This is a genomic window from Gimesia sp., assembly GCF_040219335.1.
Taxonomy (GTDB): Bacteria; Planctomycetota; Planctomycetia; order Planctomycetales; family Planctomycetaceae; genus Gimesia.
In genome coordinates, this window is the sequence record NZ_JAVJSQ010000004.1 from 632,938 (window position 1) to 659,383 (window position 26,446).

Here is a 26,446-nt window from a genome sequence, read left to right on the forward strand (position 1 = left end):
CTCACTCTGGATTGGGTGCAAACTTGACAACCATCAGGGTACGGTCGTCGCCATCATTCCCCCCTTCGAGGTGTTGCTGCAGCTTGGACCAGATCCCCCGCATCACTTCGTCTGCGGTATCTTCAAAGTGATTTTCCAGGACCTTCATGATGCCATCTGAGCGGAACATTTTCCGTTCGCTGCTCATGGCTTCGCTGATTCCATCACTGAAACCCACAATGATGTCGTTCTTGCAGATCGGAATGACGGAATAGTCGTAATCGTTTGATTCCGTGACTCCCAACAGCATTCCGTGCGAGGTCAGAGTGGTGATCTTCCCTTTGTGAACCCAGAAGGGCGCAGGATGTCCCGCGTTGGTATAAGTAAACGTCCGGGCCCGGGTATCGATCACGCCGTATAACATACTCATGAACTGATGCGGCAGCGAAGTATGATACAGCGCTGTGTTAATGCGGCTGATGACATGCTGCGTATCTCGGGCCTGTTCAATTGGCCCTTCTGTCAAAGTGCGTAAAGCACCGCGTACGGATGCCATTACCACTGCAGCCGGGATACTGTCTCCCGAGGCGTCTCCCAGGGCGAAACAGGTCACATGCGGTGAGAGGGGAATGAATTCACAGAGATCGCCCCCTACTTCATGATGACTGATCGACTGAACCGCTGCCTGGAATTCACGATCCCATTCACGTTCCAGGGCCAGTTCGACAGGAAACGATTCAGAAATCACCTTCAACTCTTTCTTGAGTCGTAGCTGATTCTGACTCTCTTTGAGTAATACAGCCCGTTCCAGAATGGTACTGACCTGGGCACCAATTGATTTCAAAATGTGGACATCGCGTTCATTGAGATGGCGGGCCCGTCGATCGAAGGCCCACAGTGTCCCAAAGGGGCCCGTCTCAGACTGCACCGACACACAGACGCCCGTCAGACATCCTTCGGGCAACCAGGAAGCCAGTTCCGGATTCTCGTGCCGATTCACAATCAGAGCATCGTTAGAAAACGCTTCCAGATCAGGAGGAGATTCTTTCAGTTTGCGACGATGAAACGGTATTTCAAATGTATGCAGACAATACTGGACGCGGAGTGAGAGTTGATTCGATTCCGAATTCAACAGGAAAAATCCGGCAGCCCGAAATCCCGTCAGTTGCAGAGCTGCTTCCAGCAGTTTCTGAAGTGCGTCCTGCAGTCCCTCCTGGCGGGTAACCGAGAGGCCGACATCCATCAGTGTAGTGACTTCGCGGTTTTTGAGCTCAAGTGAGGAACCCATGGTTTCAATCTTGGAGATTAATCCGCCTACCAGTTCAGCCAGCTTGATTGCCGTCACAAACATGTGATCATTGGCAGTCTCATAAGGCAGCGTCAGATAAAGGTATCCCAGGGTCCGCTTGCCGTCTTCAATCGATTCATACCAGCAGTATTTCGCGTTCTGGCAGAGTTCCGCTTCCAGAGATTTGCGTTCTCCCGGCTTGGCGGGCGTAAAATGCAACGGCCAGCCGGTGATCTCCGTAAACTGGTCACACAGACCATGTATCCAATCCAGAGGTTGCGCGGTGAGTACCTGTTCCATTAAACCTGATCCAAGACGACGAAACTAAGATGAGTCGTTTGAGCACGGAATGCTCCTTCGTCTTGTATCGACCGCTGATCCCCCCAGTCCTTGATGCCTGTCTGACTGTAACGGTTACAGCGGTCAAGTACGCTGAATTCACTTCAGAATCAGGAAATCCCCACGTTCGATTGAACTTGAGTCGAGCAAATTCCTGTTAGCGGTAGCGTTCGATGATTGCACATCCGCAGGAGTCGCTCCAGACGTTAACGGAAGTACGACACATGTCCAGTACGCGGTCGACAGCGATAATCACACCTTGAGCTTCCAGTGGTAGCCCCACCGCCTGCAGCACAATCGCCATCATTACCAGGCCGGCGTGGGGAATCCCGGCAGCACCGATACTTGCCAGTAACGCGGTAATCGCTACCAGGATCTGCTGCTGGACTGGTAACACCTCCCCCGAATAAGCCTGTGCGATAAAGAGGACTGCTACCGCTTCATAAAGTGCAGTTCCATCCATATTAATCGTTGCCCCCAGAGGCAGCACAAAGGAACTTACCTCATTCGAGACTCCCGCATTTTCTTCGACACAACTGATCGTCAGTGGCAGTGTTCCGTTTGAAGAAGCTGTCGAGAAGGCGGTCATCAACGCCGGGCCCATTGCCCGGGCAAATTCCAGGGGAGAACGCCGCGCTACAAATTTCAGCAGACAGGGCAAGATAACAGCCGCGTGTATCAATAGAGCCAAAAGTACTGCAACCATGTACCAGCTGAGTGTCTTGAAAATTTCGATTCCTTGTGAGGAGACGGCGTAGATCATGAAAGCCAGCACACCAATCGGAGCCAGACTGATAATGAACATGGTCATCCGCATCATGACTTCAAAGCCAGCCTGAAAAATGTCAGTCAGCACTTTCGCATGTTTTCCCCCCACCAGAATGATGAAGATCCCGGACAGGATGCTGAACGAAATAATCGAAAGGAACTCCCCTTCTCCCAAAGAGTGGATAATATTGGTGGGAATCAATCGATCGACCATATCGATGAAGATAGAACTGATCGATTCCTGCCCTGAAGACAACGAGCCACTGCCACCAGGCAATTCAGCGCCGATACCAGGGCGTATCAGATTCACCACAAATATTCCGGTAAATATTGCCAGCAGACTGGTGGAGAGATAATACAACAGCGTCTTGGAAAACATGGCACCAAAACGGGTGGCATTCCCCAAACTGGCAATTCCGGTGATCAGTGAAGTCACAATCAGGGGAATGGTTACCATCTTTAGCAGACGCAAGAACAGATCGCCAATCCATTTGGAAATCGACATCACCTTTTGACTGATTGTATTCCCGAAGAGTTCGAATTCCGTCTTCCACTGCGGATACTTCTCGACCAGTTCCTCTCCGTTCGCTGCAGAATAGGTAGTGACCGTAACTTTTTTATCGACGGTACGGGTATAAGTCAGATGAACTTCACGTGCTGAGTCGACAATATGAATCATTCGTCCTTTGACTTCAAATGTCTCGGACTTCTCCAGATCGCCTGCCACAAACTGTTTTTTGAGCTCGGGATAACGTTTCAATAACGCTTCCTTGTTGGAGAACTCCAGAGTTTGCGGATCCTGTTTGGCTTCCTGCTGCACCACCTTGTAGCCGGCATTCTGCGGACTGATCGTCAGCGTGAGACCGGCCAGCGGTTCTTCCCCGGGATTGAATAGAAACCCCAAAACGGTTCCGAGGATTAAGGCGATCAGAATCTGATAATGCAGTGGCAGGCTCTTCATGAAACACCAACTTCCCTATTTCACGTTACGATGACTCACCAGACCACGTTCAGATTTTTAAGACCGCACAACAGAGCGATCAACATCGAACCGACCATGACCAGAGGCTCTCAAAATATCCTCTGGCTGGTCCGGAAACATCTGATTCAGTGGTTTTCACACCGATTTTTTGTCAGGTTTAGCTGCGAGCGCAATCGCAGTCGAATGGCAGCCAGGCCCCGTTTTCCTTGCTGCTGGCCACAGACTGCTCAATAAAGAACATTCCTTCTACCCCATCATAAACGTTGGGATAGATCGTATTTTTTGGTTCGAATGATTCGCCCGTAATCCGACTGATCATGGCGTCAAAGGCGGACCGATAAATGTTGGCAAACGCTTCGAAGAAAGCTTCCGGGTGTCCTGCCGGCAGACGGCAGGCAGCTGCTCCGCTTTCGTTCATGAACGGAGCATTGGGATCACGAGTGTAAATCGCGTGTGGTTGACCGTTACGACGGACGATCATCTGATTAGGCTCTTCCTGTCGCCAGGACAGTGCTCCTTTGGTGCCGTCAATTTCAATGAACAGATCATTTTCGCGACCATGCGAAATCTGGCTGGCGGTAACGGTTCCCAGGGCCCCGTTCTGGAACCGGATCACAGCATGACCATAATCATCCAGCTGACGACCGGGGGCAAAAATCTTGAGGTTACAGGAAATTTCAGCCGGTAAAAGTCCGGTCATGTAGCGTCCCAGGTTATAGGCATGAGTCGCGATATCACCAAAGGCACCAGCAGCCCCGGATTTTGTAGGGTCAGTTCGCCAGGCAGCCTGTTTCTGATCTTCTTCCTCAATGCGTTTCCGCAACCAGCCCTGAATGTAATTCGAACGAACGGCCTGAATTTCACCAAATTCTCCGTTCAGTATCATTTCCCGAGCCATCCGAACCAACGGGTATCCGGTGTAATTATGACTGACGGCAAAGACCACCCCCGACTTTTCTACCAGGCCTTTCAGTTCTTCTGCCTGGGCCAGGTCAAAGGTCATTGGCTTATCGCAAATCACATTGAAACCCGCCTCCACAGCTGCCTTAGCAATGGGGAAATGTGTAAAGTTCGGTGTGGCGATACTGATGAAATCAATCCGCTGATCTTCGGGTAAAGCGGACTCTTTCTCAATCAGTTCTTCAATTGAGCCATAAGCCCGTTCGGGAGGAATGTCATAAGCAGGCGCCGATGCTTTCGCTTTCTCCGGATTGGAGGACAAGGCCCCCGCTACCAGCTCGGCCCGGTTATCCAGACAGGCAGCAATGGAATGCACACGGCCGATAAACGAACCCTGGCCCCCGCCAACAAGTGCCATTCGTAATTTACGATTGAGTTGACCGTTCATTGTTTCCATTGAAGCATTCCTCCCCTTGTTGATTCATTCAGACTCGTGCTGTGAGACGAGTTAGAGTTGAGCTGCGAAATGTTGAATCCCACCAGTCGAACTGACCAGCTACGTACAAAGCAGCATACTTTTGACGGTTCGGAATTACAACCAAAGTGATTTTCAGGGCGTATTTTCAAGCCAGACCCCGTAAATTCACATCCCGTTTCCATCTCAGCTTTCACAGCAATCATGTCTGGCAGAATGCGGGACTCTTGGATACAATTTTAGATAACTGTATTTAGTTCAGACCAGAACAGTCGGTACACCGAATAATCTGGTACCTGTTTTTGCATTTAATGAGGGACTCGTGCGTCGGGCTGCACCGGAATCCCGAGTTCAAACACACATGGGGAGGCAATTGTGGTTAAGAAACAATACGGGGAACGTCGCTTTCTGTGGCTGACGGTTGGAGTTATCTGTGGCCTGTGCATGTCCTATTTCTGGCCGCATGAGCCAGCCATGGCCGTCGCGACTGACCGGGATGGGGATCGCTTTGCAATTACAACAGTCCCCACACGCAACGGTAACGCGGAAGGCGTATTCGTCCTCGACTTCCTCACCGGACGTCTGCAGGGAGCAGTTTTGAACTCTCGCTCTGGAAAGTTCACTCACGCTTACTTCCGGAATCTGGCCGCTGACTTCAACGTCGATCCGACAGCAAAACCACATTATGTGATTGTTTCCGGGGACGTGAATTTACCCGCCCAGGGACGCGCCCAGTTCGCCGACGGCGGACTGTATGTTGCAGAAATGTCCTCCGGGATGGTGATCTGCTACGCTTTCTCGTTCGTGTTCAACAATGCCCCTTCTGCGCCGCAGCAGTTGCTGCCGATGGACCGGTTCCAGTTCCGTCAGGCACAGTAAGCTGAACAACGACGCAATCAGAATACAACGAGAGCCTTTCATCGGCTCTCGTTTTTTTATGCGCGTCACATGCTCAGAAGCCTGTAAGGAGCTACTCTCGTTCGCAGACCAGAGCCCGAGATTTGCCATCCAGACGGGCAATCACCAGAACACCTGCCCCTTTGCCTTTAAGTGACAACTTACGGCGGAGTGCTTCGATGGGAACAGGAATTCGACGGCATTTAATTTCCAGCTGCCCAAAGTCGGCCGAGCGAAAATATTTTTTCAGGTCGCGATCCTGATTCGACAACTCATCCAGAATCCGGAAGCGTCTGAAAAAGGGAGAGTCTACTGGTTCAGATGACGTGAGATATTCTTCTTCCGCATCAAGACGGTTTAAATCACATTCCGCCGCTGCCACATCCAGGAGCCCGGAGCGGACGACTGCCGGATCGGGATCATACAGATATCCCTCCGGTGGAGTGACGCTGCAAAACGCGTCCATCGGATGACCGGCGATACTGGTAACTTCACCTGATTTTGAAATCGCGGTGGCTCGAAATTCCGATTCTCCTGCCAGACTGCCGAACCAGACGGTTGCTTCTTTACACTCACCGTTCAGGCTGATCAGTTCGGTCTCGCTCCCGGGAAATTTTCCCGCAAAATTACTGGCCGGGCTGAGCTTGATGGCCCCGCCGGCAAATTCCTGGATCAGCCCCAGCAATGTTTCCAGATCGGGTCGATAATCTTCAATGCGAATCACTTTACCGCCGGAGTGGGGTCTACGATCCGGATCGATATGCAGCAGCCCCTCCCGATCTTTCACCTCTTCCAGAGGCTGATTGATCACAGTCACCCGGTCCGCTACCTCATAAACTTCACTGTTCCAGCGGGCGAACTGGCATAATACCGGTTCCAGATCAACGCCCGTTACCCGTGCATGTTGCGCCAGGGCGACCAGATCGCCCCCCATGCCACAACAGAAATCATATACAGAACCGGAAAACCGCGCTGCTTTGTAATGCGAAACCGCTTCAGGCGTGGCCTGCTCCAGGCTCTTTCTGTCGAACCACATCTGATCCGCGCGAGAGAACTTGGCCCGCCCGCGCAACCGCAGTTCTGCCAGCGTCAGAGCGGCACGCACAACATCTTCGGGATACTGTTCGCGCAGTTGTTTCTGTAACTGAAATTCGGTCCCGGAGTGGGAGGCGATCAGCTCAAAGATTTCCGGGGACTGCTGTAACTGCCTGAAACATTCAAGCTCAGAGTGGGACTCGCTGGACATGGAACTCGTTAACGACTTTCTGCCGCTGCTGAAGGTTGAAGCAAACTGGAAACAGCCTGTGTCAACCGGTGGGAGATCTGCTCCAGCCGGTCCGCGTCCAGATCACATTCGATATACCGCACGGAGTCCTGAACGACTGCCAGACCAATAGAAGCGGGTCTGGCACCCAGTAGCTGTTCTACGGCCAGTGTATAGACTCCTAATTGGAATTCATACTCTGCGATCAGCTGTTCTGCACTCATTCGTGCCATTCGGGAACCGGTTTTATAGTCAAACAGCATCCAGTCCCCAGACTCGGTTTGAACGAGCGCGTCAATGCTACCTGTGACTGTCACCGCCTGATCGCTATCCGCCTCAGCTCCGGGGGGCCAGTGCAACAGAAAATCGAGTTCCCGATAATGCACCCGCGTCTGTTTCAGAGTCTGACATAACTCTGAGGCATACCAGGCGGATATCTGGCGTTCTACCAGTGGTTGCAGTTTCTCACGTACCTGAGGTGGTTGTTCTGCGAGGACGGCAGCAACGATCTGCGGTGCCTGTTCGGGCTTCTCCGGCTCCAGCCGTTCGATGACCGCGTGTGTGATTGTTCCCAGTTGCGTCGCCTCGTCCGCCGACAGCACCTCGTTTAACGGCACCAGGTCCACTTCCGGTTCCAGCAGGTGTTGCAGTTCGGCGTCAATCACTTCCAGTTGAGAAACACTCACATGCGACAGTGCCCCCGGTCGTGGAGCAATCGCGCCATAAGACTCCGGAAATGGTTCGGGAGCCCCCTGCTCCAGCGCGGCGACGAACTGACTGGGTTTCAATTCTCGCTGTTTCTTCTCCGGTCGCGTGAGCGGCTGAGGCATCTCATGATGAACACGTATCGCGGGAATCTGGTCGGGTGCAACATCCCCCAGCGTCAGTTTACCCAGATAGGGATCGATAGCGGGGGCGCCTGTGGTGAGATCAAAATGCCGGGCCAGCAGCTTCATCCAGGGTGATTCAATTTTGCGATCATACGGTAAGCCTGCAGACAGAATCAGATAATCTGCAGCCCGGGTTACAGCAACGTAGAGCAGACGCACGGTCTCTTCCTCATCGGCCCGCTGTTCCAGTCCCCGGTGCATTTTAAAGGCAAAATTGTCGGGAGTCGTTCCCCGTTCGGCGGGCAGGTTGAGCAAGCCTCCCCATTCCGGATGCAGAAAGGGAGCGGTTCCTCCCGGTGCGGGTTTACGGTCCATGTCAGCCAGAATCACTACGGGGAATTCCAGACCTTTTGACTGGTGGATCGTCATCAGGCGGACGACGTCACTGGTTTCAGGTAATGTCGCCGCCAGTTCTTCTTTGCTCTCTTCCAGAATGGAATCACGAATTCGCTGCACGAAATCTTTCAGCGTAAACAGGCCGGTCCCTTCAAAATTACGAGCCAGCTCAATCAGCTTCCTCAGGTTAGCCAGCTTGCGGTCTCCCAGAAACTCGTTCATCAAAGCAGCATCGTAGCCGGTTCGCTCCAGGGCCAGATTCAACAGTTCCACCAGTGAGAGACGATCTTTTTTTGCTCTCAGTTCCTGTAGCACGCTTTGGGCATAACGCACCTGGCGGTGCTGCTCAGGCCGGAGCTCTTCGGGCGGCTCAACCTGCATCGCACGAGTCAGACTGTCTGCGTTTCTTACAATTGTATACAGCGTATCATCAGACAGACTGAAGAAAGGAGAGCGTAAAACGCCCAGGAGACTCAGTTCATCATCGGCGTTATCCAGGTACTGGCACAGATTACTCAGATCGTAGATTTCCTGCTGCGCGTAAAACGCGCGTCCGCCAACCAGGTAATAGTCCAGATCCTGCTGCTGAAACGCTTTCTCATACAGGGCCACATTCGACAGAGCCCGAAACAGAATACAGATATCCCCTGGTTCCACGCGTCTCAGTTCGCGCTGGCCCGTCTGACGATTTTTAGCCCAGATCCGCGGAGTCTCGTCTTCCAGCAGCTGGCGTACCCGGGCTGCGATCCAGTCGGCTTCCGTCTCGCGGAGCGCCTCGGCCCCCTTGATCTCCGGATCGTCGGGAGCAGCGAACAGAAATTCGATCGCCGGCGTTGGAGAGTGCTGTTCCCCGTCAAAGGGAGTCAACGGCTCATAATACTGCTCCATTGCAGAGGCAAACAGGCAGTTGGTGAAATTCAAAATGGCAGGTTGACTGCGGAAATTGACGCTGAGCGGCAGGCGTCCCTGCTCTGGAATCTCCTGACGCAGCTGATGAAAGACTTCGGGATCCGCGCGTCTGAAACGGTAAATCGACTGCTTCGCATCCCCCACCAGGAAGAGCTTGCCTGTGAGCAGTTCTTTTCCACACAAGGCACGCACGATTTCGCTCTGAACCGGATCTGTATCCTGAAATTCATCGACCATCAGGAACTCAATTCCCGCAGCCGCCCTCTGCTTTGCCTGTGGATCGCGCCGAAACAGGTCGCGGGTCTGCAGCAGCAGGTCGTCAAAGTCCAGCAGACCTTTTTCTGCTTTACTCTCCTGGTATCGACCGGCAACGAACTCTGTGACTCTTAAGACTCGCAGACTATATTCAGCCGCCTGTAAAAAGGCAGCCGGATCGGGTGAGAGAATTTCATAAACCTTCGTGAGCGATTTCCTGAGCTCAGTGAATCCATCTTTTATCTGCTCATAAACCTCCAGGTCGTCCCAGTCTTTCTTCGTCCCTGCGCCCTGTACTTTGGCGTGCTCAATCAAAGTACCCAGCAGCACAGCACGGTTGTGCTCTGCTCCTTCCAGTAATTCGGGAAGTCGCGCTGTGAGGACCTGAAACCGGTCCCGCATTTTCTTATTCACAGGATCCTGGGCTGACATCAGTCTGAGCAAAAACCGGGTGCTTTCCGCATTCGCGATTTCCGCCAGTTGCATGGGAATATAAGAATCGACCCAGAATTTTCGCATGCGGCCTGCCAGCTGTTCCTCTGACAGACCTGAAAACTGTTCGAATTCAATCCGAAACTGCTGAGGCACCAGGGAGATGAACAGTTCATAAGTTCGTTCCAGTCCATAGCGGTAAACCAGTTCCAGGCAGTCTTCGTCTTCCTCCTGTAACAGATCGTGAATCGCTTCGCGGACCACCTTGCGTAAAAAGGCGTCACTGGTTCCCTGTTCCAGGAGCCCGAAGTGGGGATCGAGACGGGCGCTGACAGCGTGTGTCCGCAGGATCGATGTACAGAAAGAGTGAATCGTGCTGATCCGCGCAGAGTCCAGCCCCCTGATGACGGTCTGCCAGTGTCCGACTTCTTCCGTGGGACAACTGCGGAGTTGCTCCAGACAGGTTTCACGAACCCGATCCCGCATCTCACGGGCCGCCCGTTCGGTGAAGGTAATTGCGACGATATGGCTCAATCGATCGGGAGGACTGCCGGGCTCGATTAACTTGAGAAACCGCTGTGTCAGAACAAACGTCTTACCGCAACCGGCTCCCGCAGAGAGCGCAATCGAGACATCACGCGGATAGATTGCTGCTGCCTGCTGCTCGGTGTAGGTGGGTTGTTGCGACATGATCTGGATCAGGCTTCCTCTGTTGAATCGGACTCGTCATCGGGTCCCGGGACGTGAAGCAGGTCAATCTCCTTACCGAGACTCTCACGATAGCTTTCCACCTGCGAAATCCGACAAACCGACTGAAACGTCGGATCCAGGTGCGCCACCCCGGGATCAACCTGCACAGGAAAGATCCCCTGCCGAATCAGGTCTGCCAGATGTGGAACCAGACCATCCAGGGTGGTTTCCAGAAGTTCCAGGTCTTCACCGGACAGAGGGTCGATCTGCTTTCTACGATACGAATGCAGGGGCATCACGAATCCGGTCTCCTGGATCTTCCAGTATCCCAGGTGGAACGGTTCGGCATCTGCGTCGATCATTTCCAGCCGCCGTGCTGCAATAAGATACAAGGCCAGCTGCAGTTTTTTCCCGGAACGGATCTCCTTCGCCGAGGGTACCGACCGCCCCGTTTTGTAATCGATGATGTTGAAGTATTTCTGTCCCTTGATACTGCCCACATCGATCCGGTCGATCTGACCACGAATGCGGGTTTCTCTCGCGCCTTCGCCGAGCGTCAAGTATTGATATCGCCGTTGATTTGGATCGGGTTCTCCGGGTACCTCACCAAAAGGAACCTCCCTGCCGACCACGGCCGGAACACGATCCCAGAGTTCTTCAAACAGGCGGGCATAGGACTCAGACTGCTCGGCAAAAAAACTGCCCCAGTCTTCCAGGATCTGTTTCTCGATTCTGGTTAACACCTGCTGCAGCCGAGTTCCCACAAAATTCTCGGAGATCCGCTGCTCCAGCAGTTCATGGAATAGTTGCTCGACCTGCTCGGCCGAGTACAACTGGTCGCGTCCCCCCTGCTCCTGCAGTTGCTCAATCAGCCTGGTCAGAATGCTGTGTACGTGAATCCCGCGTTCCAGATAGTTGGTCCGCAACTCGGGCGGCTCGGGGACTTCAATGCCCAGCACACTCTGGGCAAAGAACTGGTAAGGACAGGCCAGGTACAGTTCGAGCTGGGTGGTGCTGAATTCATATTCCGTGGGGAAACGTGCATGAATGGCCCGTCGACTGGCGGGGGATGTCAGCATGCCTTCATATTCCGAAAAGCCTGGCTGCTCGAACCGCGCCACTGCCATTTCGGTGGCTGCGAGAATATTCCGGATCGTTGCCTGTAATTCCGGATCCTGGACCGCATTCAGAAAGACACCCGGCCGGTTGTGTTTCAGCTGATCAATGGCCAGGACTCTCAAATCGCGACGGGAGAGGGTCTGCTCGGGACGTGGTAGCGGGTTGAGTTCCCCCGCCTGTTGTACCTGCAGAGTTTGAGGATCAAACAGATCAATCAGAGTGGTCAGATAGGGACTGGGAAACAGCGGTTGCCCCGTGGCACTGATTGCTGGATAACTGAGAATCAGCTTCCGGGTGAACCGCGTCATCACCTCGTAGAAGAGCAGCATTTCTTCCTGCTGCTGGTTCGCATGCAGCTTGAGTGAAAGCCCCTGCTGGTTCAATTCACCTCGGTCTTTTTCACCGTACAGGCAGTCTTCGCGATGTCCCCGCGGGAAACTGGCTTCGCTCAAGCCGCCTACCAGTAAATAGGGGATGTTTAAGTTTCTCAGCTGTGATGCATCGAGTACTTTAACCCGGCCCGCTTCCTCTGGCTGTAGAGAAATCGTCTGTTGTTCGAGCAGGTCCAGCAGCAGGCTGCGAAATCCGGACAGGTCCAGAGGCTGAGCTTCTTTCTGATGGAACTGTTCTATCCGTTCGACCTCAGCGACCGCATGAAACAGTAACTGCTGAAATCGTTCCCAGACCTGCTTGTCACGTTTTGCCAACGGATCATTTTCCGGGTCGGCGTCGGCCCAGGTTGCTGGTAGACCAAATTCATTGGCGATGGAAATCAGGATCTCGATCCAGGTGACAAACAGTTCCCGACCTTCCAGCCGCTGAGTTTCCCTTTGAAGTCTTTGAGTCAGCTTCAAAGCCGTATTCAGTTCGCGGGCGGCAGCCTTTCGCTTGGGACGGTCAGGAAAACGGGCACTGAGCTCCGCCGCTTTGCGACTTTCGTTTTCCAGAGCATGGATTAAATCCACTTTACCCGAGTCAATTTTGAGCTGCCTCAGCACACGGGACAACGCACGAACTGCGGCTCCCCCCTGATACTCAGGCCATTGAGGAGCAAAGTAACTCGAATCCAGGACTGACATCAGGCTGTCAAACGACCAGTTTTCAATTTCGAGTTGCAGGAAGGCAAAGATGGTCCGCACGATGGGAAAACGGGAGAACGCCTGCTCCTGTCCGACAAAATAGGGAATCCCTGCCGCGTCCAGGGTTTCGTCGATCAGGTCACCATATTCCAGTGTAGAGCGGAACGCGAGCGTGATCTCTTCTGGCAACACTCCCTGTCTCAACAGCCCTTTGATTTCCCCGGCCAGCACCTCCAGTTCATTTCGCTGACCGGCGACCGCAAGCACTTTGAGTTGCCCCGTTTCCTGAAAGGGAACGATCTCTCGCGGATTCGCAAACAGTTGCTGACTGATCTGATTTCGGGCGTTTCCTGCTTCGGGCTGGTCAAAAGAAACGACACTGATCCGGCCCGGCAAACGTTCTTCCAGAATCCGACGGGCGGTCACCGATTTAGCGAACAGGTCGCCTCGCCGCGATTCCTGTTCCAGGGGAAGCGAAATACAGAGCTTTTCTGTGCGCGTCGCCAACACTTCCAGAATCTCGTACTGTGTATGCGTGAAATCGGCAAAGCCGTCCAGGACGATCAGATCGAATTCGCCAAACGGGCCCCACATTCCGTCCTGCAACGCGGTGCGTGCAGACCAGAAACGCCCTTCCGAATCGTAACGCCGCATTTCGTGCAACGCGATCTGGTACCGGTTGTAAATCTGGGCGAGTTCCCGGTCTTTCTGCTGGGAATCGGATCCGATGCGGTCACAGGCTGTCGAGAATTCCTCCGGCCAGATTTCTTCCCGTTTCAGTTCTGAAATAAAACTCGAAATCAGATCCAGAAATCCGGATGAACCTGCAATCGAACTGAAATAATGAATCTGTCCAGCGGCGATCAGGTCATCCACGATGCTCCGCAACAGATACCGCTTGGAGATCTCGGGCAGCGTCTGTACCGGTTCGTCCAGCGACTTCAGTATGGTTTCGGCAAAAGCCTCAAACGTATAAACATTCGGAGCAAAACAGATGGGGAGTTGTGGTCCCGGCAGACGGTCAAGCACCTGCCGACGGGAACGTATTGTGGGGGAAAGCCAGAGCGTGGCCCCGGGACGCTGACGTTCCAGCCCTGCCTGCAGTGCACGCCGGTACTCATCCAGCAAATGGTCTGTTTTGCCGGAACCAGCGGTTCCTGTCAGGATTTGTACTTCGGGTTGCATCGGAGTTGCCTGGTGGAATCAAGCTTTCATTTCACAGAGATTTCCCCTGCAATGTATCCTGCTGAACTCCAGAATTCAATTTCAGTCGGTTTTCCCGCGGAATAAGGTTTTCAGGGCAATGTATCCAGAGCAAATCTTGCCACTGGTTTCCAGATCGCCTACACTAATAGAGAAGCGAATAAAGATCCACCGCGTTACGACACCCGACAAAACACATTCCCCATTCCTGAAATCTTTTTTCTGCCCGGTTTGAGTTGTGTTCTGTAATTCTCATAAGGAATCGTCCATGCCAAAATTCCGCTTGATCAGTTTGTGCCTCTTACTTGCTCTGATGGTCTCGTCCCCTCTTCAGTCCCTCTCATACGCAGATGAGAAAGAGAAGGAAAAAGACGAAGATTACTACCAGATGATGAAGCTGTTTGCAGACACTTACGAGCAGATTGAACGAAATTATGTGAAAGACATCGACCGCCGGGTGCTCCTCGAAGCGGCCATTAGAGGCATGGTTCAGGAACTGGATCAGTACTCCAGCTACATCAGCCCCGATGACCTCTCCCGCTTCAATCAGGTGGTCGAACAGGAGTTCGGCGGGATCGGCATCCAGGTGCACATAGACGATCAGAACAACCGACTGACCGTGATGACTCCGCTGCCTGGCACCCCCGCTTACAAAGCCGGAATTCGGGCCGGCGACATCATCGATTCGATTGAAGGCAAGTCCACCAAGGGTTTCACACTTTCCCAGGCGATCAAAATTCTCAAAGGTCGCGAAGGGGAAAAGGTGAAGATGTCCGTAATTCATAAAGGCACCGATAAAGTGATTCCCGTGACGGTGGAACGGGAAATCATTCATGTCGCTACGGTCCTGGGGGATACCTACAAAGACGATGACTCCTGGGATTACATGTACGACAAGAGTGCCAAGATTGGTTACATCCGACTGACTCACTTCAGCCGTCACAGTGCAGAAGAACTGCGGTCTGCCATCGAAGATCTGCGCAAGCAGGGCATGAAAGGACTGATCCTCGACCTGCGTTTCAATCCAGGCGGTCTGCTTTCGCAGGCGACTGAAATCTCGGACATGTTCATTGAATCCGGTAAAATTGTCAGTACGGAAGGCCGGAACAGCCGGAACCGGAAATGGGAAGCCACCTCTAAGGGAACTTTCAAAGACTTTCCGATGGCGATTCTGGTGAATCGCTATTCTGCTTCAGCCAGTGAAATCGTTTCGGCCTGTCTGCAGGACCACAAACGTGCTGTGATCATTGGTGAGCGTACCTGGGGTAAAGGCAGCGTTCAGAACGTCATCGAACTTGAAGAGGGCGACAGTGCTCTGAAATTGACTACCGCCAGCTACCATCGTCCCAGTGGGAAAAACATTCACCGTTTTCCAGGTGCCAAAGACACCGATGTCTGGGGAGTGACTCCGGATGAAGGTTATCGCCTGCGACTGACCGATGATGAGCTCGAAGCGCTGGGTGAATACCGCCGCAAACGGGATATTCTGGATCACACTGCTAAACTGGATACCGAATTCAAAGACAAGCAGCTGGACCTGGCGATGGACTACATCAAGGAACAGCTGAGCGGTAAAAATAAACCAGCTGACAAGGAAGCCGACAAAAAGGCTGAAAAGAAACCAGAAGCCAAAGAAGAGAAGCCGGCCAAAAAAGCAGCTGCTGCTCCCGGGCCGGCAGGAAATACGCTGGTCATCCGGACCACCTGATCTCCTCTGACGGCATTCTGACAGAGTTACACTGACACAGCGGAAAGCGACTCGTGGAGCCCGTTATCTCCAACAGTCGCTTTCTTTTTTTCATAATCCGAGCCTCCATGAGCCCCACTGACGAATATCTTCTGGCAATCGAATCTTCATGCGATGAGACTGCAGCTGCTGTCATTACCCGCGACATGCGGATTCTCTCTAATGTCGTTTCCTCGCAAACCGATCTCCATGAAAAGTTTGGGGGCGTAGTACCGGAAATTGCCTCTCGAGCGCATCTGGAACGAATTCTTCCTGTGATCGATGATGCTCTGAAGCAGGCCGGCGATGATGCTCTGAAGCAGGCCGGCATCGAACTGCAGCAGTTAACCGCGATTGCAGTCGCGACCGAACCGGGGCTCGTCGGCTCTCTGCTGATTGGCCTGACGGCAGCCAAAACGCTGGCTATGACACTCGATTTACCCCTGATTGCCGTGAATCATATTGAAGGGCATCTCTTTGCCTGCCAGATGCAGGAAGACCGCCCCCTGTTCCCAGCGATCGGCCTGGTGGTCAGCGGTGGACACACCAATCTGTATCACTGCTCGGAAACATTCGAATTTGATCTGATTGGCGCCACCATCGACGATGCCGCTGGTGAGGCGTTCGATAAAGTGGCAAAAATTCTGGGGCTTTCTTACCCGGGTGGTCCGTCAATTCAGAACGCAGCCAAGCAGGGTGACCCTCGCGCGTTCAAATTTCCTCGCACGTTTCTCAAAGACCCGGAACTGCGTTTCAGCTTCAGCGGTTTAAAAACGGCGGTGCTGTATGCGGCACAGGGAAATCCAGGAGCGAAACAGCAGCCACCACCGCTGGATGAACAACGAATTGCCGATCTGGCTGCCAGCTTTCAGGAAACCGTGGTTGATGTGCTGGTCGGAAAATGTCGGCAGGCGATCGAAGGCTACAACTATTCTACACTCTGTGTAGGAGGGGGAGTTGCTGCTAATTACCTCCTGCGTGAGAGGCTGGCAGAAATGACACAGCAGGCAGGAATCCACCTCAGTGTAGCTCCCACCGATTTATGCACCGACAATGCCGCCATGGCTGCGATCGCCTGGCATCACCTTGATCAGGGGCGCATTGCAGATCTTGACCTGGATGTCACACCGGGACTGGTTCGTTAAATCGCTCTGACAACATATTCAAGGTTGCAGAAAACTGAATGTGAAAATATCGGTAACATTCGTGAACTGTGGCGATACGGAAAGCCTGACGTAGCGTCTGTCTGGTGAAACAACGGCAGATCCCGTCAAGCTGATTCCTTCGGGCACGACACGAATCACGGGCTGATAGGCAACTCCGCCCACATTCTGCACTCCCGTTACCAGAGGGACCTGTCGTCCCGTCGAGATGCCTGCCTGGCGAGATACTCGAAAGCTCTGCAAGGATTCCCGACTTCCATTGATGGCTGGTCGAGACGAAATAAACCGCCCGGAGGCAGGCTGCAGGCTGCTGTTTTTCTGGGAGTTCTGAGGCACTTCGGATTTCCGATTCCGACGTCCCTTCTCCAGGTCGATGCGAATGATTCGATCTTCCCGCGTCAGGGGAACAATCATCGTTTGGATGACGGGATGGTCCGAACCCTGGTAGCGGGTTACCTTTAGCCTGGCCCGCTGACCGACAATATCGCCGGAGACATAACGCACGCGTACGACATAGGTTCCTGGAAATCCATGTGCACATAGATAGTCTTCGTGGCAATTTTCCTGCTTGGGACCATAGCCATCATTCAGGAGCACGCCTCCACCTGCCGTCAAAGGTGACTCAAACGAGCAGACAGTGCCCCGAGGCTCTTCCACAATCAGGTCCAGATCACCATCTCCATTCCAGGTAAGTTCCAGCTTAAGGTCTCTCTGCAGAGCCTTTCTACGGGATACCTGAACCCGTTCTGCCTCTGCATTGCGACCGGCCTGCTTTAACGACTGCTCCAGATTAGCCAGCGCATTCAAGGCTTTTTCATGCCACTGTTCGTAATCCTTAATCCAGACATGTGTCAGGATTCCTGAAGCTGCCCAGAGAATGCCTTCTGGATCCTTGAGCTTCTCAGCCAGACGTAATCCCATGATGTAAGGCTCGGGGCGATCGGGCTGTAAATTTGCGGCCTGCTGGTACAGCTTGAGTGCCTGCTGATCGGCTTTGAAGCGAGTCAGATAGGCAGCGGAATAGACCATGCTGGGGACGTCAGCGGCAGAAAAATCGATGCGGGAAAGCAGAACCCGTTCGATCTCAGGTTGAGGTCTCCCGACAATCTCCATTGTCAGTGCGAGGACATCGTACATCCAGGGTTGTGACTGATTATGAATCAACGCGGCATTGATGGCTGCGATCACATGCTCGTGTTTACCTGACTGATGCAGGTTGAAGATGAGGTCATTGACCAGTTCCGGCTTCGGTTTTCGCTTGGAAAAATAATCGTTCCAGAACTGCGCGGGGTTCTTAATGTCCCCCGTGAGCGGTGACTTAAACTCCTTGCGCGAAGTTGATTCAGTACCAGTAAAAACGGAGCCTTTCCCTGAAGAAGGACTCCGTTTTGTTAACTTGGATTGACAGGGAGGATCAGGCGAGCCCGAATTCCCTGTTACTGCTCCGTTACTGGTTTTTTTTTGAGTTGTTCGATGGTGCTGTTATTGAACTGAAAAGGCTTGTCCTGAACCTGAAACTGTGCCGGTTTGGACTTGGCTTCAGTCTCTCCCAGAATCCCATCCAGAATAGCTTTCATTTCTCCATCCTGAATCGGCTTAATTTCTGGTTTCTGAGGTGTAGCTTTCCCCTGGGGAGCAGCTTTCGCTTTGGCTTTCTGTGGCTGAGCGCTGTTCATCATCAGCATCTCAGGAGCAACATTGAAGAAGCCCTGACCACCACCGCCACCGCCGCCGAAGCCACCTTGACCGCCACCACCAAAGCCACCACCACCGCCAAGTCCACCTTGACCGCCGCCCAGACCGCCCTGCTGGCCACCAAAGCCACCCTGGCTGCTACCGACTGATGATTGCTGTGTCGACACTGAGATCACCAGGTCAGCAACCGGATAAACCCGGGTGCTGTAGATCTCCTCTGCCTTGGCAGTCGTAGTGATTTTCATCACTTCGTCTTCGATGACATAAGTCAGACCGAGGGGCTTCAGAATGATGTTTAAGGCACTCTTCAGTTTGATACCGCTCAGCGAAACGTTGACCGGCTCATCAACCGTCAGACCATCTTCACCCAGGTCATTCGAGTTAATCAGAATGGTGATGTTGTGCAGTTCCGAGAAGTAAGTCATTACTTCCGACAGTGGGATGTCCGGGAAGTTGGCTTCTGTTTCTTTCTGCAGTTCTTCAAAGATACGTTGTTCAGCAGGGCTGTTACGATGCAGGTCGACTGCGGCCCATTTCTTACGACGCTCTGTCAGGCTGGTCCAGACCGGAGCGGACGGCCAGCGAATCGGAGGTTCATCCGGAAACGGAACGTGCGAGAGTTCAACCTGGTACAAGGTTTCCAGGAAGCGGTCAGCTCGCAGCGAACGCATGCGGAAGACTTTATCCAGCTGTCCTGCAGCTTCTGATGTAAACAGGGCTGCTGTTGCAGGACCGTTACCCGGTTCCATATTCACAGCAACACGGGAGACAGCTTCAGCCTCTTCGTAGGCGTCACTGTTACCATGCTTACCGTCCTGAATCAGCGAACGCACGCGGTCGATCAACTGCTCCAGTTTTTCATCTTCCAGCAGAACCTGGTCAACCAGACGTTTCTGCTGTTCCAGCTGAGCAATCTGCTGCTGCTGGCGAATTCTGCGTGTTTCAGCAACTTCCATCTGGCTGCGGACATCGACCATCATGTTATTCAAGCGACGTTCCAGCTGCTGACGGAGATCGATATCAATATCAGAGGTTGATTTCAGGAAATTCAGTGATCGTTTCAGAACTCCCAGAGCACCATCAGGATTATCGGTGGAGATCTGACGTGCCTCTTCGATGGCATTGGAAACCTCGATTTTCATCTGGGCTCCCTTGATCTGACGAAGCTGCTCTACTTTGCTGATGGCGTCATCGATTGGCGGCTGAGGATCTGCTTTCTGCGTCGCTGGTTTAGGAGCGTTACCGGCAGGTTGTTTAGTATCAGCCTGGGCCAGTTGATCGTTCTGGAATTTCTGAGAGAGCTTCAACAGGGAGTCAGCGCGGGAGTTTCCGGGATCGAGCTGCTGCAGCATGTTGCCAAGACGAGCAGCCTGTTCCATGTTTCCACTGCGGATCGCCTGAGTACCGGCGAATTCCAGTTGAGCCATGTTTTCTTCGTGTGAGGTACGGGACAGATTCATCATCCGCTGGCCAGCGTAAGCAACTCCCAGTTCCTGACCTGACTGATAATTCACCCAGGGAACTGCGAGGAAACTGTTGACGGCCTGTGATGCGGGTACGTTGAATTTCCAGATACCTTCGAGCTGACGATTGCTCAATTCAACAGTCAGCTTGCCGTTCATCTCGCCGCGAGCCAGGTAGATGGTCTCACGATCTGAGCGGACAGGCAGAGCACGCGTTGTGTTGAGGTGCAGTTGTTTGTCAGAGACTCGAATTGATTCCGGATAGAATACTGGAGCCTGTACAGTCTGGGCCAGTTCTTTGCCGACGATGGTTGGCAGATCCTGTTTTCCTTCGGCCAGGTCGGTCAGGACAACACCGCCGGTGTAAACGGCCAGCGTGTCCAGCATCTGCAGGTCCTTGCGGGGCCCCACGCCGTAGCTATGTACGGGAATGTGATTGCTTGCAAATTGTTGAGTGAGCTGAGCCATTTCCGGGAGAGAAATCAGACGGGCAGAACTCATGCCATCGCCAATGTAGACGATGGAGCGAGGCTGTTCTTTCTGCAGCCCCTGAAATGCGGTTTTGAGAGCCTGACCAAGATTGGTTGCCCCCAGTGGAGCCCGGGTAACCAACGATTCAACGGCCAGTTTCGCTTCACGGCTTTGAGGACGCACAAATTCACTCACGAAGGGAGTACATTGTACATCCGCTGCATAAATGGCGACAGTCGCGTCGTTCGGAAGCTCGGTCAGAAAGGCTTTCAGTACATCCAGAGCCTGAACACGATGTTCCCCGACCTGACTGGCTGAGGTATCAAACAAAACCGCAATCTGCTCACCAGAATGGCTGGATGCCGGCAGACGATCGGCTTTGATTCGCAGGGCGTAATACTGTTCACCTGCAGTGTTTCGGTAACTGAGGATCTGGCCAATGTTTGAAATTTCCGGAACGGAGTTCTCGGCATACCCCTGTGGAGTACATAGCAGCATCGCAGCGGCTGCCCAAACAAACATTGTGATTCCAAATCTGGATCGCGACATGATTTCTCTCTCCCGAGTAACTTAGGTAAGAATGCTCGAACTTAAGCCAGGATTGACGATTGCCAATTTGCGCATTCTCCTCAACTGTGCATTCTATATACAGTCTCGGACACCATTGAAGGAAATTCCCCCGATTTTCTCTTAATTCTCCAAATTTGATGCGAGTTGAGAAGGCCTCATCGGCATTGACTGAAGTATCCGCGCAATTTGTAGTCCGATTATGGGGAAATTAAGGGTCACAGATCACTTAGCGAACCCGCCGATTTCACCAACCAGTTCTGTTACAACGGGTTTCATCTACTCAATTGTTCAGACTTCAGTCGTAACCTCAGCCCCTGCCATCTCATGCATCAGCGGGATTCTGCTCATCTCCTGCCCGGCAAATGGTCGATCTTTGAGAGAGACCTTGGTTCCTGTCACCCCACATTCCAGGTTACTGTCGCTGGAACACACTAAACATACTGACAGATCAGTATTATCGGGAGGCCTCCCAGCGTCTCCCCGTTCAATCCATGAGCTCCCGCTTCCCCATCAAAACCGCGATCCTGCTGTGCCTTCTTGTATTGATACTGGGCTGGGGAGTCTTACGCAGTACGATCCGCACCTCCGGGGAAACGGACCTCAGTAAGAATGAAGCCAGGCAGGTCAAAGCCCGCAAACCCGTCATCGTAGATCAACTACCTGTCGACTGGGAACAGCCGGTCGAAATTGTGACGTTCCACAACCGTCCGCGGTTTCCTCTCTCGATGCAGCAGGGTGACGACTACCTGCTCATTGTCAACAATCTCCAGTGGGATCCCGGCAAAGCAGAAAAAATCAGGCTGTCAATCGTCAGGGATCCTGCACAGCAGACAGTATCGGGCTCCTACTTCCAGAACACTCCGATGTTCTATGAAAAACAGGCAGACCAGGTTCGCCCTGTAGGCGCAGCACCTCTTTCCAGTGAAACGAACCGGGAAACCGAGAATCAGACCGACAAACCGGCCCCCAAGGATTCACGCTCTTTCTACCTGTTCGTGACAGATGGAGACCTTTCGGACAAAAAACAATATACCCGTGTGTCAGGCAAGCTGATAAAGCACAGTCCGCGCGTAGCCATCTACCTGGATGAGCAGCAGCAGCCAACAGAGCTGGCAGCCGGGCTGATCGATGAAGTCATCAATTTACTGGAAGAACGGGTGCTGGACCATCTGGCGCAACACTGCGGTTCACTGACCGATGTGGACGAGAACGGCCGGTTCACAGTTTTGCTCTCCCCCTGGCTGGGAAAACTTCAGGGAGGCAAAACTTCGATCAATGGCTTCGTCCGCCCCAGCGATTTTCGAGAAAAGGTCGCTGCCCCATTCAGTAATCACTGTGACATGCTGTATCTCAATTCCGCTCTCAAACCAGGTCAGGAACTGTTTGACCTGCTCAGCCACGAAGTCACTCACGCTGTCGTCTCCAGTATTCGCATCAGGCAGGAACAGTACCTGGGACACATGCTGCTGGATGAAGAGGATTGGCTGAATGAGGGCATTGCCCACATTATGGAGCCGGGATTTACTAACCGCGATTACCGCATCAGTGAATTCTATCGCCAGCCGGAAGCATACCCGCTGATTGTACCTGACTATTATCGGGCTCGCCTCTGGCGTAACCATGGCTGCCGAGGTGCAGTAAATCTGTTTCTGAACTGGTGTAATGAACTCGATCCCCGGCAGCGTTTTACCTGGGAATTCACGCATCATCCTCTGACCGGCGTCGACAAAATGGAAGACCTGACAAAGGTCCCGTTTGCGGAACTCTTTCGTCAGTGGTCACTTTCACTGGCCAGCCAGGCACTACAGAGCCGATTCGCCTATGCGGGTCTGTCAGAACACACATCCCCTCTCCATTGTGGACGATTCCTATTGGGAGGCCCTGCCTTACGCACCTGGGATCTCTCCAGCGACGATCAATACTCGTTGAAAATCTCATCCACCGCATCGGCGTTCATACATCTGAGAGCTAACCAGAAACTGGACGTCCCAACAACGATCAGAGTGCGCGGTTTTCCCGGAATGCAGCTGACCCTGGTCAGAATCCCCCGTAGCGTGCCACAGACATCATTGTCTGCAGAACTCGTTACAACTTCTGATTCGGAGCAAAAAGCGACAAATAGCGTCGAGATCAGGCTGTGTTGCCATCACCCGGCACAGTCGGAAGTGGCACTGATTGGTGCAGAGTATGTTGGTTCCGGTCTCTCGAGGTCCGACCGGCGTCCACGTCACTTCAATACAGAGGACCTGCCGGAAACCTTACTGAGCACGACTGCCAGTCAGATTCAGATTTCCAGACAGGAAACCATCGATAACGAATCAGACAATGTCTCTGAATTTCGTTTGAGACTGCCGCTAGCGACAATGAAACGGGACATTACCAGCCAAAATCTACTGGTAAAAGCCGTGGTTCGGACGCAGGCAGGTCAGCAACTGGTTGTACAGACCGAAATCGATCTGCCGGCCTCTTCAGGCTCGCGCCTGGCAGAAGTAAAAACGGCGCCTCTGCAGTGAGCTTCGTCTTTAGAAGCCGGTCGCGTCGTCCTGGGTTTCGCCCGTGTATTTCAGACGGGTGGCGAACAGTTTTTTCAGTCGGGAAACGGGATACATCCGGACAATCTTGTTTTTGTAGGTGATTCTTCCCTGATCGTCACGTCCCAGGTGAGTTGCCACATCCGGTTTCGCCAGACCTGCATACAGACCGGCAAAGGTTTCCGGATCAACGCCATTTCCGGCTTCCAGATCTTCCAGGGCATTCACGCCACCGCAAGAGGTCGCAAACGCATTGAGACCTTTAGTTGCGGTCCGCATAAAGTTTTCCTGCTCCAGGGCAGACTGTGCTTCAACCAGTTGCTTCACACCCCGTTTGATTTTATCTTCGGTTTCCTCGGTGGGAGTTCCTGAGTTCTGCTGGGCATGCAGCGTCGGACTTTGGAAGCTCTGAGAAGCTCCCAGAACATAGCCTGCAGCAAGCAGCAGTAAACCCATCGCGATCTGGCTGAACCTGGACATCAGAGACTCCCCATAAAATCAATTTTTGTTATGATTCGTGTGCTGTTAAGCAGATTTTTAAGCTGTTTAAATAATCTGAAGTCTTCAATTTGTCAGATTGAACCTCAAGACGCAACAGCGGATGCACTTATTTACTAATAATTGACAGGCCCAGTCAATAAGAACCCTGAAAAATCAGAGTCTCTCCCCCGATACGACAAGGTCATGCAGAATGACACTCTCCGAATTTCAGAACAGTCTGTCCACTCTCGTGATGCAGTTTCAGGTAGCGAATTATGACGCACGCCATCTGTTGCTCGACCGTTCTGATCAGATTTTGGAATTGGTAGATCAGACGCCGGCTGGTCTACCGGAACGACTTCTATTGGAATGGCATTCGATTTGTGCTGAGGTCAAATCAGTCCAGCCCGAGTACAAGAGTCATCACAAAACATCGATTCTGTTTGACCGACAAGGCATGGGACAACCCGGCGTACAAAAGGCCAAAACGCTGATCACCCGCATCGTCGCCCTCTCCCGAAGCGTCGAGCGCCTGGAGTTGTGAAACGGCTCTCAGAGTACAATTCGACCTAAATAATGTGAGAGTAATTCTTTGTGCTGGAGAATCATAACCGGATCTCCGGTTTTGCAGGCCTGCTCCAGTTCTGCTGCAATGTGGGACAGTTCGTCAAATCCGTAACCGGCTCCCGAACCTTTCAACTGATGCGCCAAGACCTGGATCTCCTCGCGCTGATCGGTAATGCTGGCCTGATTGAGAACCTGCTGTTTCTCAGCGATGCCATCAATAAACATCTCGATCAGTTCCTGAAAATCCTCATCATCGCAAAACGCGGAGCGAACAGGGGCATTTTCTAAAGCGTCTAACATAGCTCTGTTCCATTGTAAGTAAGTTAGCAAATTTCTTCGGCCCTGATGGGCCTATTTCGCGCCCCATCTCAGGGGTCCGATGTCGCGAAATGACAACTCTCCTTAATTAATAGGTTGAACTTTGGTCCCTGCTGAAAAAATGCTCAATTTATCCAGTTTACATCTGAAGTATGTCGCCCGACTGAATTAAATGTCGCGTTTGTATCAGTTTTGCCGATACCAGAATCAACAGGTTCTATAAAACAGGCTGGAATAGTGCCGGATTCCCAAACTGAGGCCCATCAGGAACGCGTTGTCCATGCGTTCACAACCCGGGGGTCTGATATTGACTCAATCCGGCATCTTGACTTATACAGCTTTGGTCAAAGTTCCGACCATTGAGTCTGTTACAGCGATTTCGAGAACGAGTCCTGAGAGCAGCCCGGATTTACTCCCCTTCTCTAATTCCTGAGATTAAATTCACCAGTCATGCGATTGTTACAGCGCTATATACTTTTTGAGTTGCTGCGCGTTTTCACATTGATGATCACGGTCTTAACCGTCCTGCTGGTCTTCGTTGGTGCCTTCCAGCAAGCCACCAGCCAGGGACTGGGTGCGCTCCTGGTGTTGAAGATCCTGCCCTTTATCGTTCCCAGTATGCTCCCCTTTACGATCCCGGCCACGCTCCTGCTGACGGTCTGCGTGGTTTACGGTCGCATCTCGGGTGACCAGGAAATCACGGCGGCCAAAGCGGCCGGCATCAATGTACTCTCATTGCTCTGGCCCTCCTTTATCCTGGGGGGATTTCTGAGCCTGAGTTCGCTGCTGCTCAGTGATCAGATCATTCCCTGGGCGGAAAAGAACATCGAGAATACGATCGCCACGGAACTCGAAACGATTTTCCTGGAGAAGCTGCGTTCCCAGAACCAGATTCATGATCCCAACAGCGGCATTTCCATCACCGTTATGGGTGTCAGGGACAAAACGCTACTCGTGCCCACGTTTCGTTATTCGCCCCCTGGTAAAAAACCGGTCCACCTGCAGGCGGAAGAAGCGACCCTGGAATTCGATCTGACTCATCAGCAGGTCATCCTCCACCTGGCAAAAGGACACATTGACTTTCCCGGGAAGCCCCGGTTCTACGTCGAGAAGGATTCATTCCCCTTCCCTCTGCCCAGTCAGACCTCGACGGCCAAGCCGCGCCATATGAGTGTCCGTTCCATCAAATCAGAGCTGGGCGACATTGATAACAAAAAGAGTGACTTCGAATTTCAACGCGATATCGAAGTCGGCATGTTGCTGGCGCTCGGCGAATTCGAACGCTTCCAGTCTCCCGAAGTCAATGCGGACCTCCCCCAGAATCAGCATGAGGAAAAACGCAAGAACAAATTGAAGACCGCTCTTTCCAGCCGCTTTGCTCTCAGCTGCAGCTGCTTCTTCTTCGTTCTGGTCGGCTGTCCCTTTTCGATCGCCCAGGCCCGCAGGCAGTTCCTCACGAGCTTCTTCCTGGTCTTCATGCCGATCCTGCTGTTCTACTACCCCATCGTTCTCTTGATGATGAACCTGTCGAAACTGGGCAAAATCGAACCGAGCTGGTCGCTCTGGCTGGGCAACGCAGGTCTCTTGATCGTCGCGATTCACATGCTGCGAAAAGTGCTGCGGAACTAAGCAATCGTCCAGCAGCACTGATTTCGCA

16 protein-coding genes are annotated in these 26,446 nt (G+C 52.8%); 6 read left to right on the forward strand and 10 right to left on the reverse strand.

The window, feature by feature from the left end:
• Position 1: 1 nt before the first annotated feature.
• The 3 genes from RID21_RS03640 to RID21_RS03650 all read right to left on the reverse strand — a co-directional run bounded on the left by RID21_RS03640 (position 2) and on the right by RID21_RS03650 (position 4,713).
• Complete coding sequence (locus RID21_RS03640; RefSeq protein WP_350187216.1) at positions 2–1,567, reverse strand: GAF domain-containing SpoIIE family protein phosphatase; 1,566 nt, start codon at positions 1,565–1,567, stop codon at positions 2–4.
• 196 nt (positions 1,568–1,763) lie between these two features.
• On the reverse strand, positions 1,764–3,335 hold the full coding sequence (locus RID21_RS03645) for a dicarboxylate/amino acid:cation symporter (protein ID WP_350187217.1): 1,572 nt from the start codon (positions 3,333–3,335) through the stop codon (positions 1,764–1,766).
• A 178-nt stretch (positions 3,336–3,513) separates the two neighbouring features.
• A complete protein-coding gene (locus RID21_RS03650; RefSeq protein ID WP_350187218.1) occupies positions 3,514–4,713 on the reverse strand; it encodes a Gfo/Idh/MocA family protein in 1,200 nt (399 codons plus the stop codon).
• Between the two features lie 393 nt (positions 4,714–5,106).
• Between RID21_RS03650 and RID21_RS03655 the strand changes: the two genes are divergently transcribed.
• A complete protein-coding gene (locus RID21_RS03655; RefSeq protein ID WP_145039234.1) occupies positions 5,107–5,610 on the forward strand; it encodes a hypothetical protein in 504 nt (167 codons plus the stop codon).
• Between the two features lie 91 nt (positions 5,611–5,701).
• On the opposite strand, the gene RID21_RS03660 is transcribed toward RID21_RS03655, so the two are convergent.
• The 3 genes from RID21_RS03660 to RID21_RS03670 are packed head-to-tail and all read right to left on the reverse strand — an operon-like array spanning position 5,702 to position 13,787.
• Positions 5,702–6,874 (reverse strand): class I SAM-dependent methyltransferase, encoded by a 1,173-nt coding sequence (locus tag RID21_RS03660; RefSeq protein ID WP_350187219.1) that lies wholly within the window; start codon positions 6,872–6,874, stop codon positions 5,702–5,704.
• Between the two features lie 8 nt (positions 6,875–6,882).
• Entirely contained in the window at positions 6,883–10,404 is a 3,522-nt protein-coding gene (locus RID21_RS03665; protein WP_350187220.1) for a UvrD-helicase domain-containing protein, read from the reverse strand.
• An 8-nt stretch (positions 10,405–10,412) separates the two neighbouring features.
• Positions 10,413–13,787 carry a PD-(D/E)XK nuclease family protein gene (locus RID21_RS03670; RefSeq protein ID WP_350187221.1) on the reverse strand — a complete coding sequence of 1,125 codons (3,375 nt, stop codon included), beginning with the start codon at positions 13,785–13,787 and terminating at the stop codon, positions 10,413–10,415.
• 286 nt (positions 13,788–14,073) lie between these two features.
• On the opposite strand from RID21_RS03670, the gene RID21_RS03675 reads away from it, so the two are divergent.
• Positions 14,074–15,513 (forward strand): S41 family peptidase, encoded by a 1,440-nt coding sequence (locus tag RID21_RS03675; RefSeq protein WP_350187222.1) that lies wholly within the window; start codon positions 14,074–14,076, stop codon positions 15,511–15,513.
• Between the two features lie 107 nt (positions 15,514–15,620).
• Entirely contained in the window at positions 15,621–16,676 is a 1,056-nt protein-coding gene (gene tsaD, locus RID21_RS03680) for a tRNA (adenosine(37)-N6)-threonylcarbamoyltransferase complex transferase subunit TsaD (protein WP_350187223.1), read from the forward strand.
• Positions 16,677–16,694: 18 nt separating this feature from the next.
• Here the strand turns inward: tsaD and RID21_RS03685 are convergent, their stop codons facing one another.
• Together RID21_RS03685 and RID21_RS03690 are read right to left on the reverse strand one after the other, a co-directional pair.
• Positions 16,695–17,882: a DUF2135 domain-containing protein gene (locus RID21_RS03685; protein ID WP_350187224.1), complete on the reverse strand. Its 1,188-nt coding sequence runs from the start codon at positions 17,880–17,882 to the stop codon at positions 16,695–16,697.
• A 248-nt stretch (positions 17,883–18,130) separates the two neighbouring features.
• Positions 18,131–20,872 carry a vWA domain-containing protein gene (locus RID21_RS03690; protein ID WP_350187225.1) on the reverse strand — a complete coding sequence of 914 codons (2,742 nt, stop codon included), beginning with the start codon at positions 20,870–20,872 and terminating at the stop codon, positions 18,131–18,133.
• 512 nt (positions 20,873–21,384) lie between these two features.
• Between RID21_RS03690 and RID21_RS03695 the strand changes: the two genes are divergently transcribed.
• On the forward strand, positions 21,385–23,406 hold the full coding sequence (locus RID21_RS03695) for a hypothetical protein (RefSeq protein ID WP_350187226.1): 2,022 nt from the start codon (positions 21,385–21,387) through the stop codon (positions 23,404–23,406).
• A gap of 9 nt (positions 23,407–23,415) precedes the next feature.
• On the opposite strand, the gene RID21_RS03700 is transcribed toward RID21_RS03695, so the two are convergent.
• The gene (locus RID21_RS03700) at positions 23,416–23,904 is read right to left on the reverse strand and encodes a hypothetical protein (protein ID WP_145440683.1); all 489 of its coding nucleotides are present in this window, start codon (positions 23,902–23,904) and stop codon (positions 23,416–23,418) included.
• A 211-nt stretch (positions 23,905–24,115) separates the two neighbouring features.
• On the opposite strand from RID21_RS03700, the gene RID21_RS03705 reads away from it, so the two are divergent.
• On the forward strand, positions 24,116–24,448 hold the full coding sequence (locus RID21_RS03705; protein WP_350187227.1) for a hypothetical protein: 333 nt from the start codon (positions 24,116–24,118) through the stop codon (positions 24,446–24,448).
• Positions 24,449–24,456: 8 nt separating this feature from the next.
• Here the strand turns inward: RID21_RS03705 and RID21_RS03710 are convergent, their stop codons facing one another.
• Positions 24,457–24,771 (reverse strand): Hpt domain-containing protein, encoded by a 315-nt coding sequence (locus tag RID21_RS03710; RefSeq protein ID WP_350187228.1) that lies wholly within the window; start codon positions 24,769–24,771, stop codon positions 24,457–24,459.
• A gap of 468 nt (positions 24,772–25,239) precedes the next feature.
• On the opposite strand from RID21_RS03710, the gene RID21_RS03715 reads away from it, so the two are divergent.
• Positions 25,240–26,418 (forward strand): LptF/LptG family permease, encoded by a 1,179-nt coding sequence (locus RID21_RS03715; RefSeq protein WP_145039209.1) that lies wholly within the window; start codon positions 25,240–25,242, stop codon positions 26,416–26,418.
• Positions 26,419–26,446: the final 28 nt, after the last annotated feature.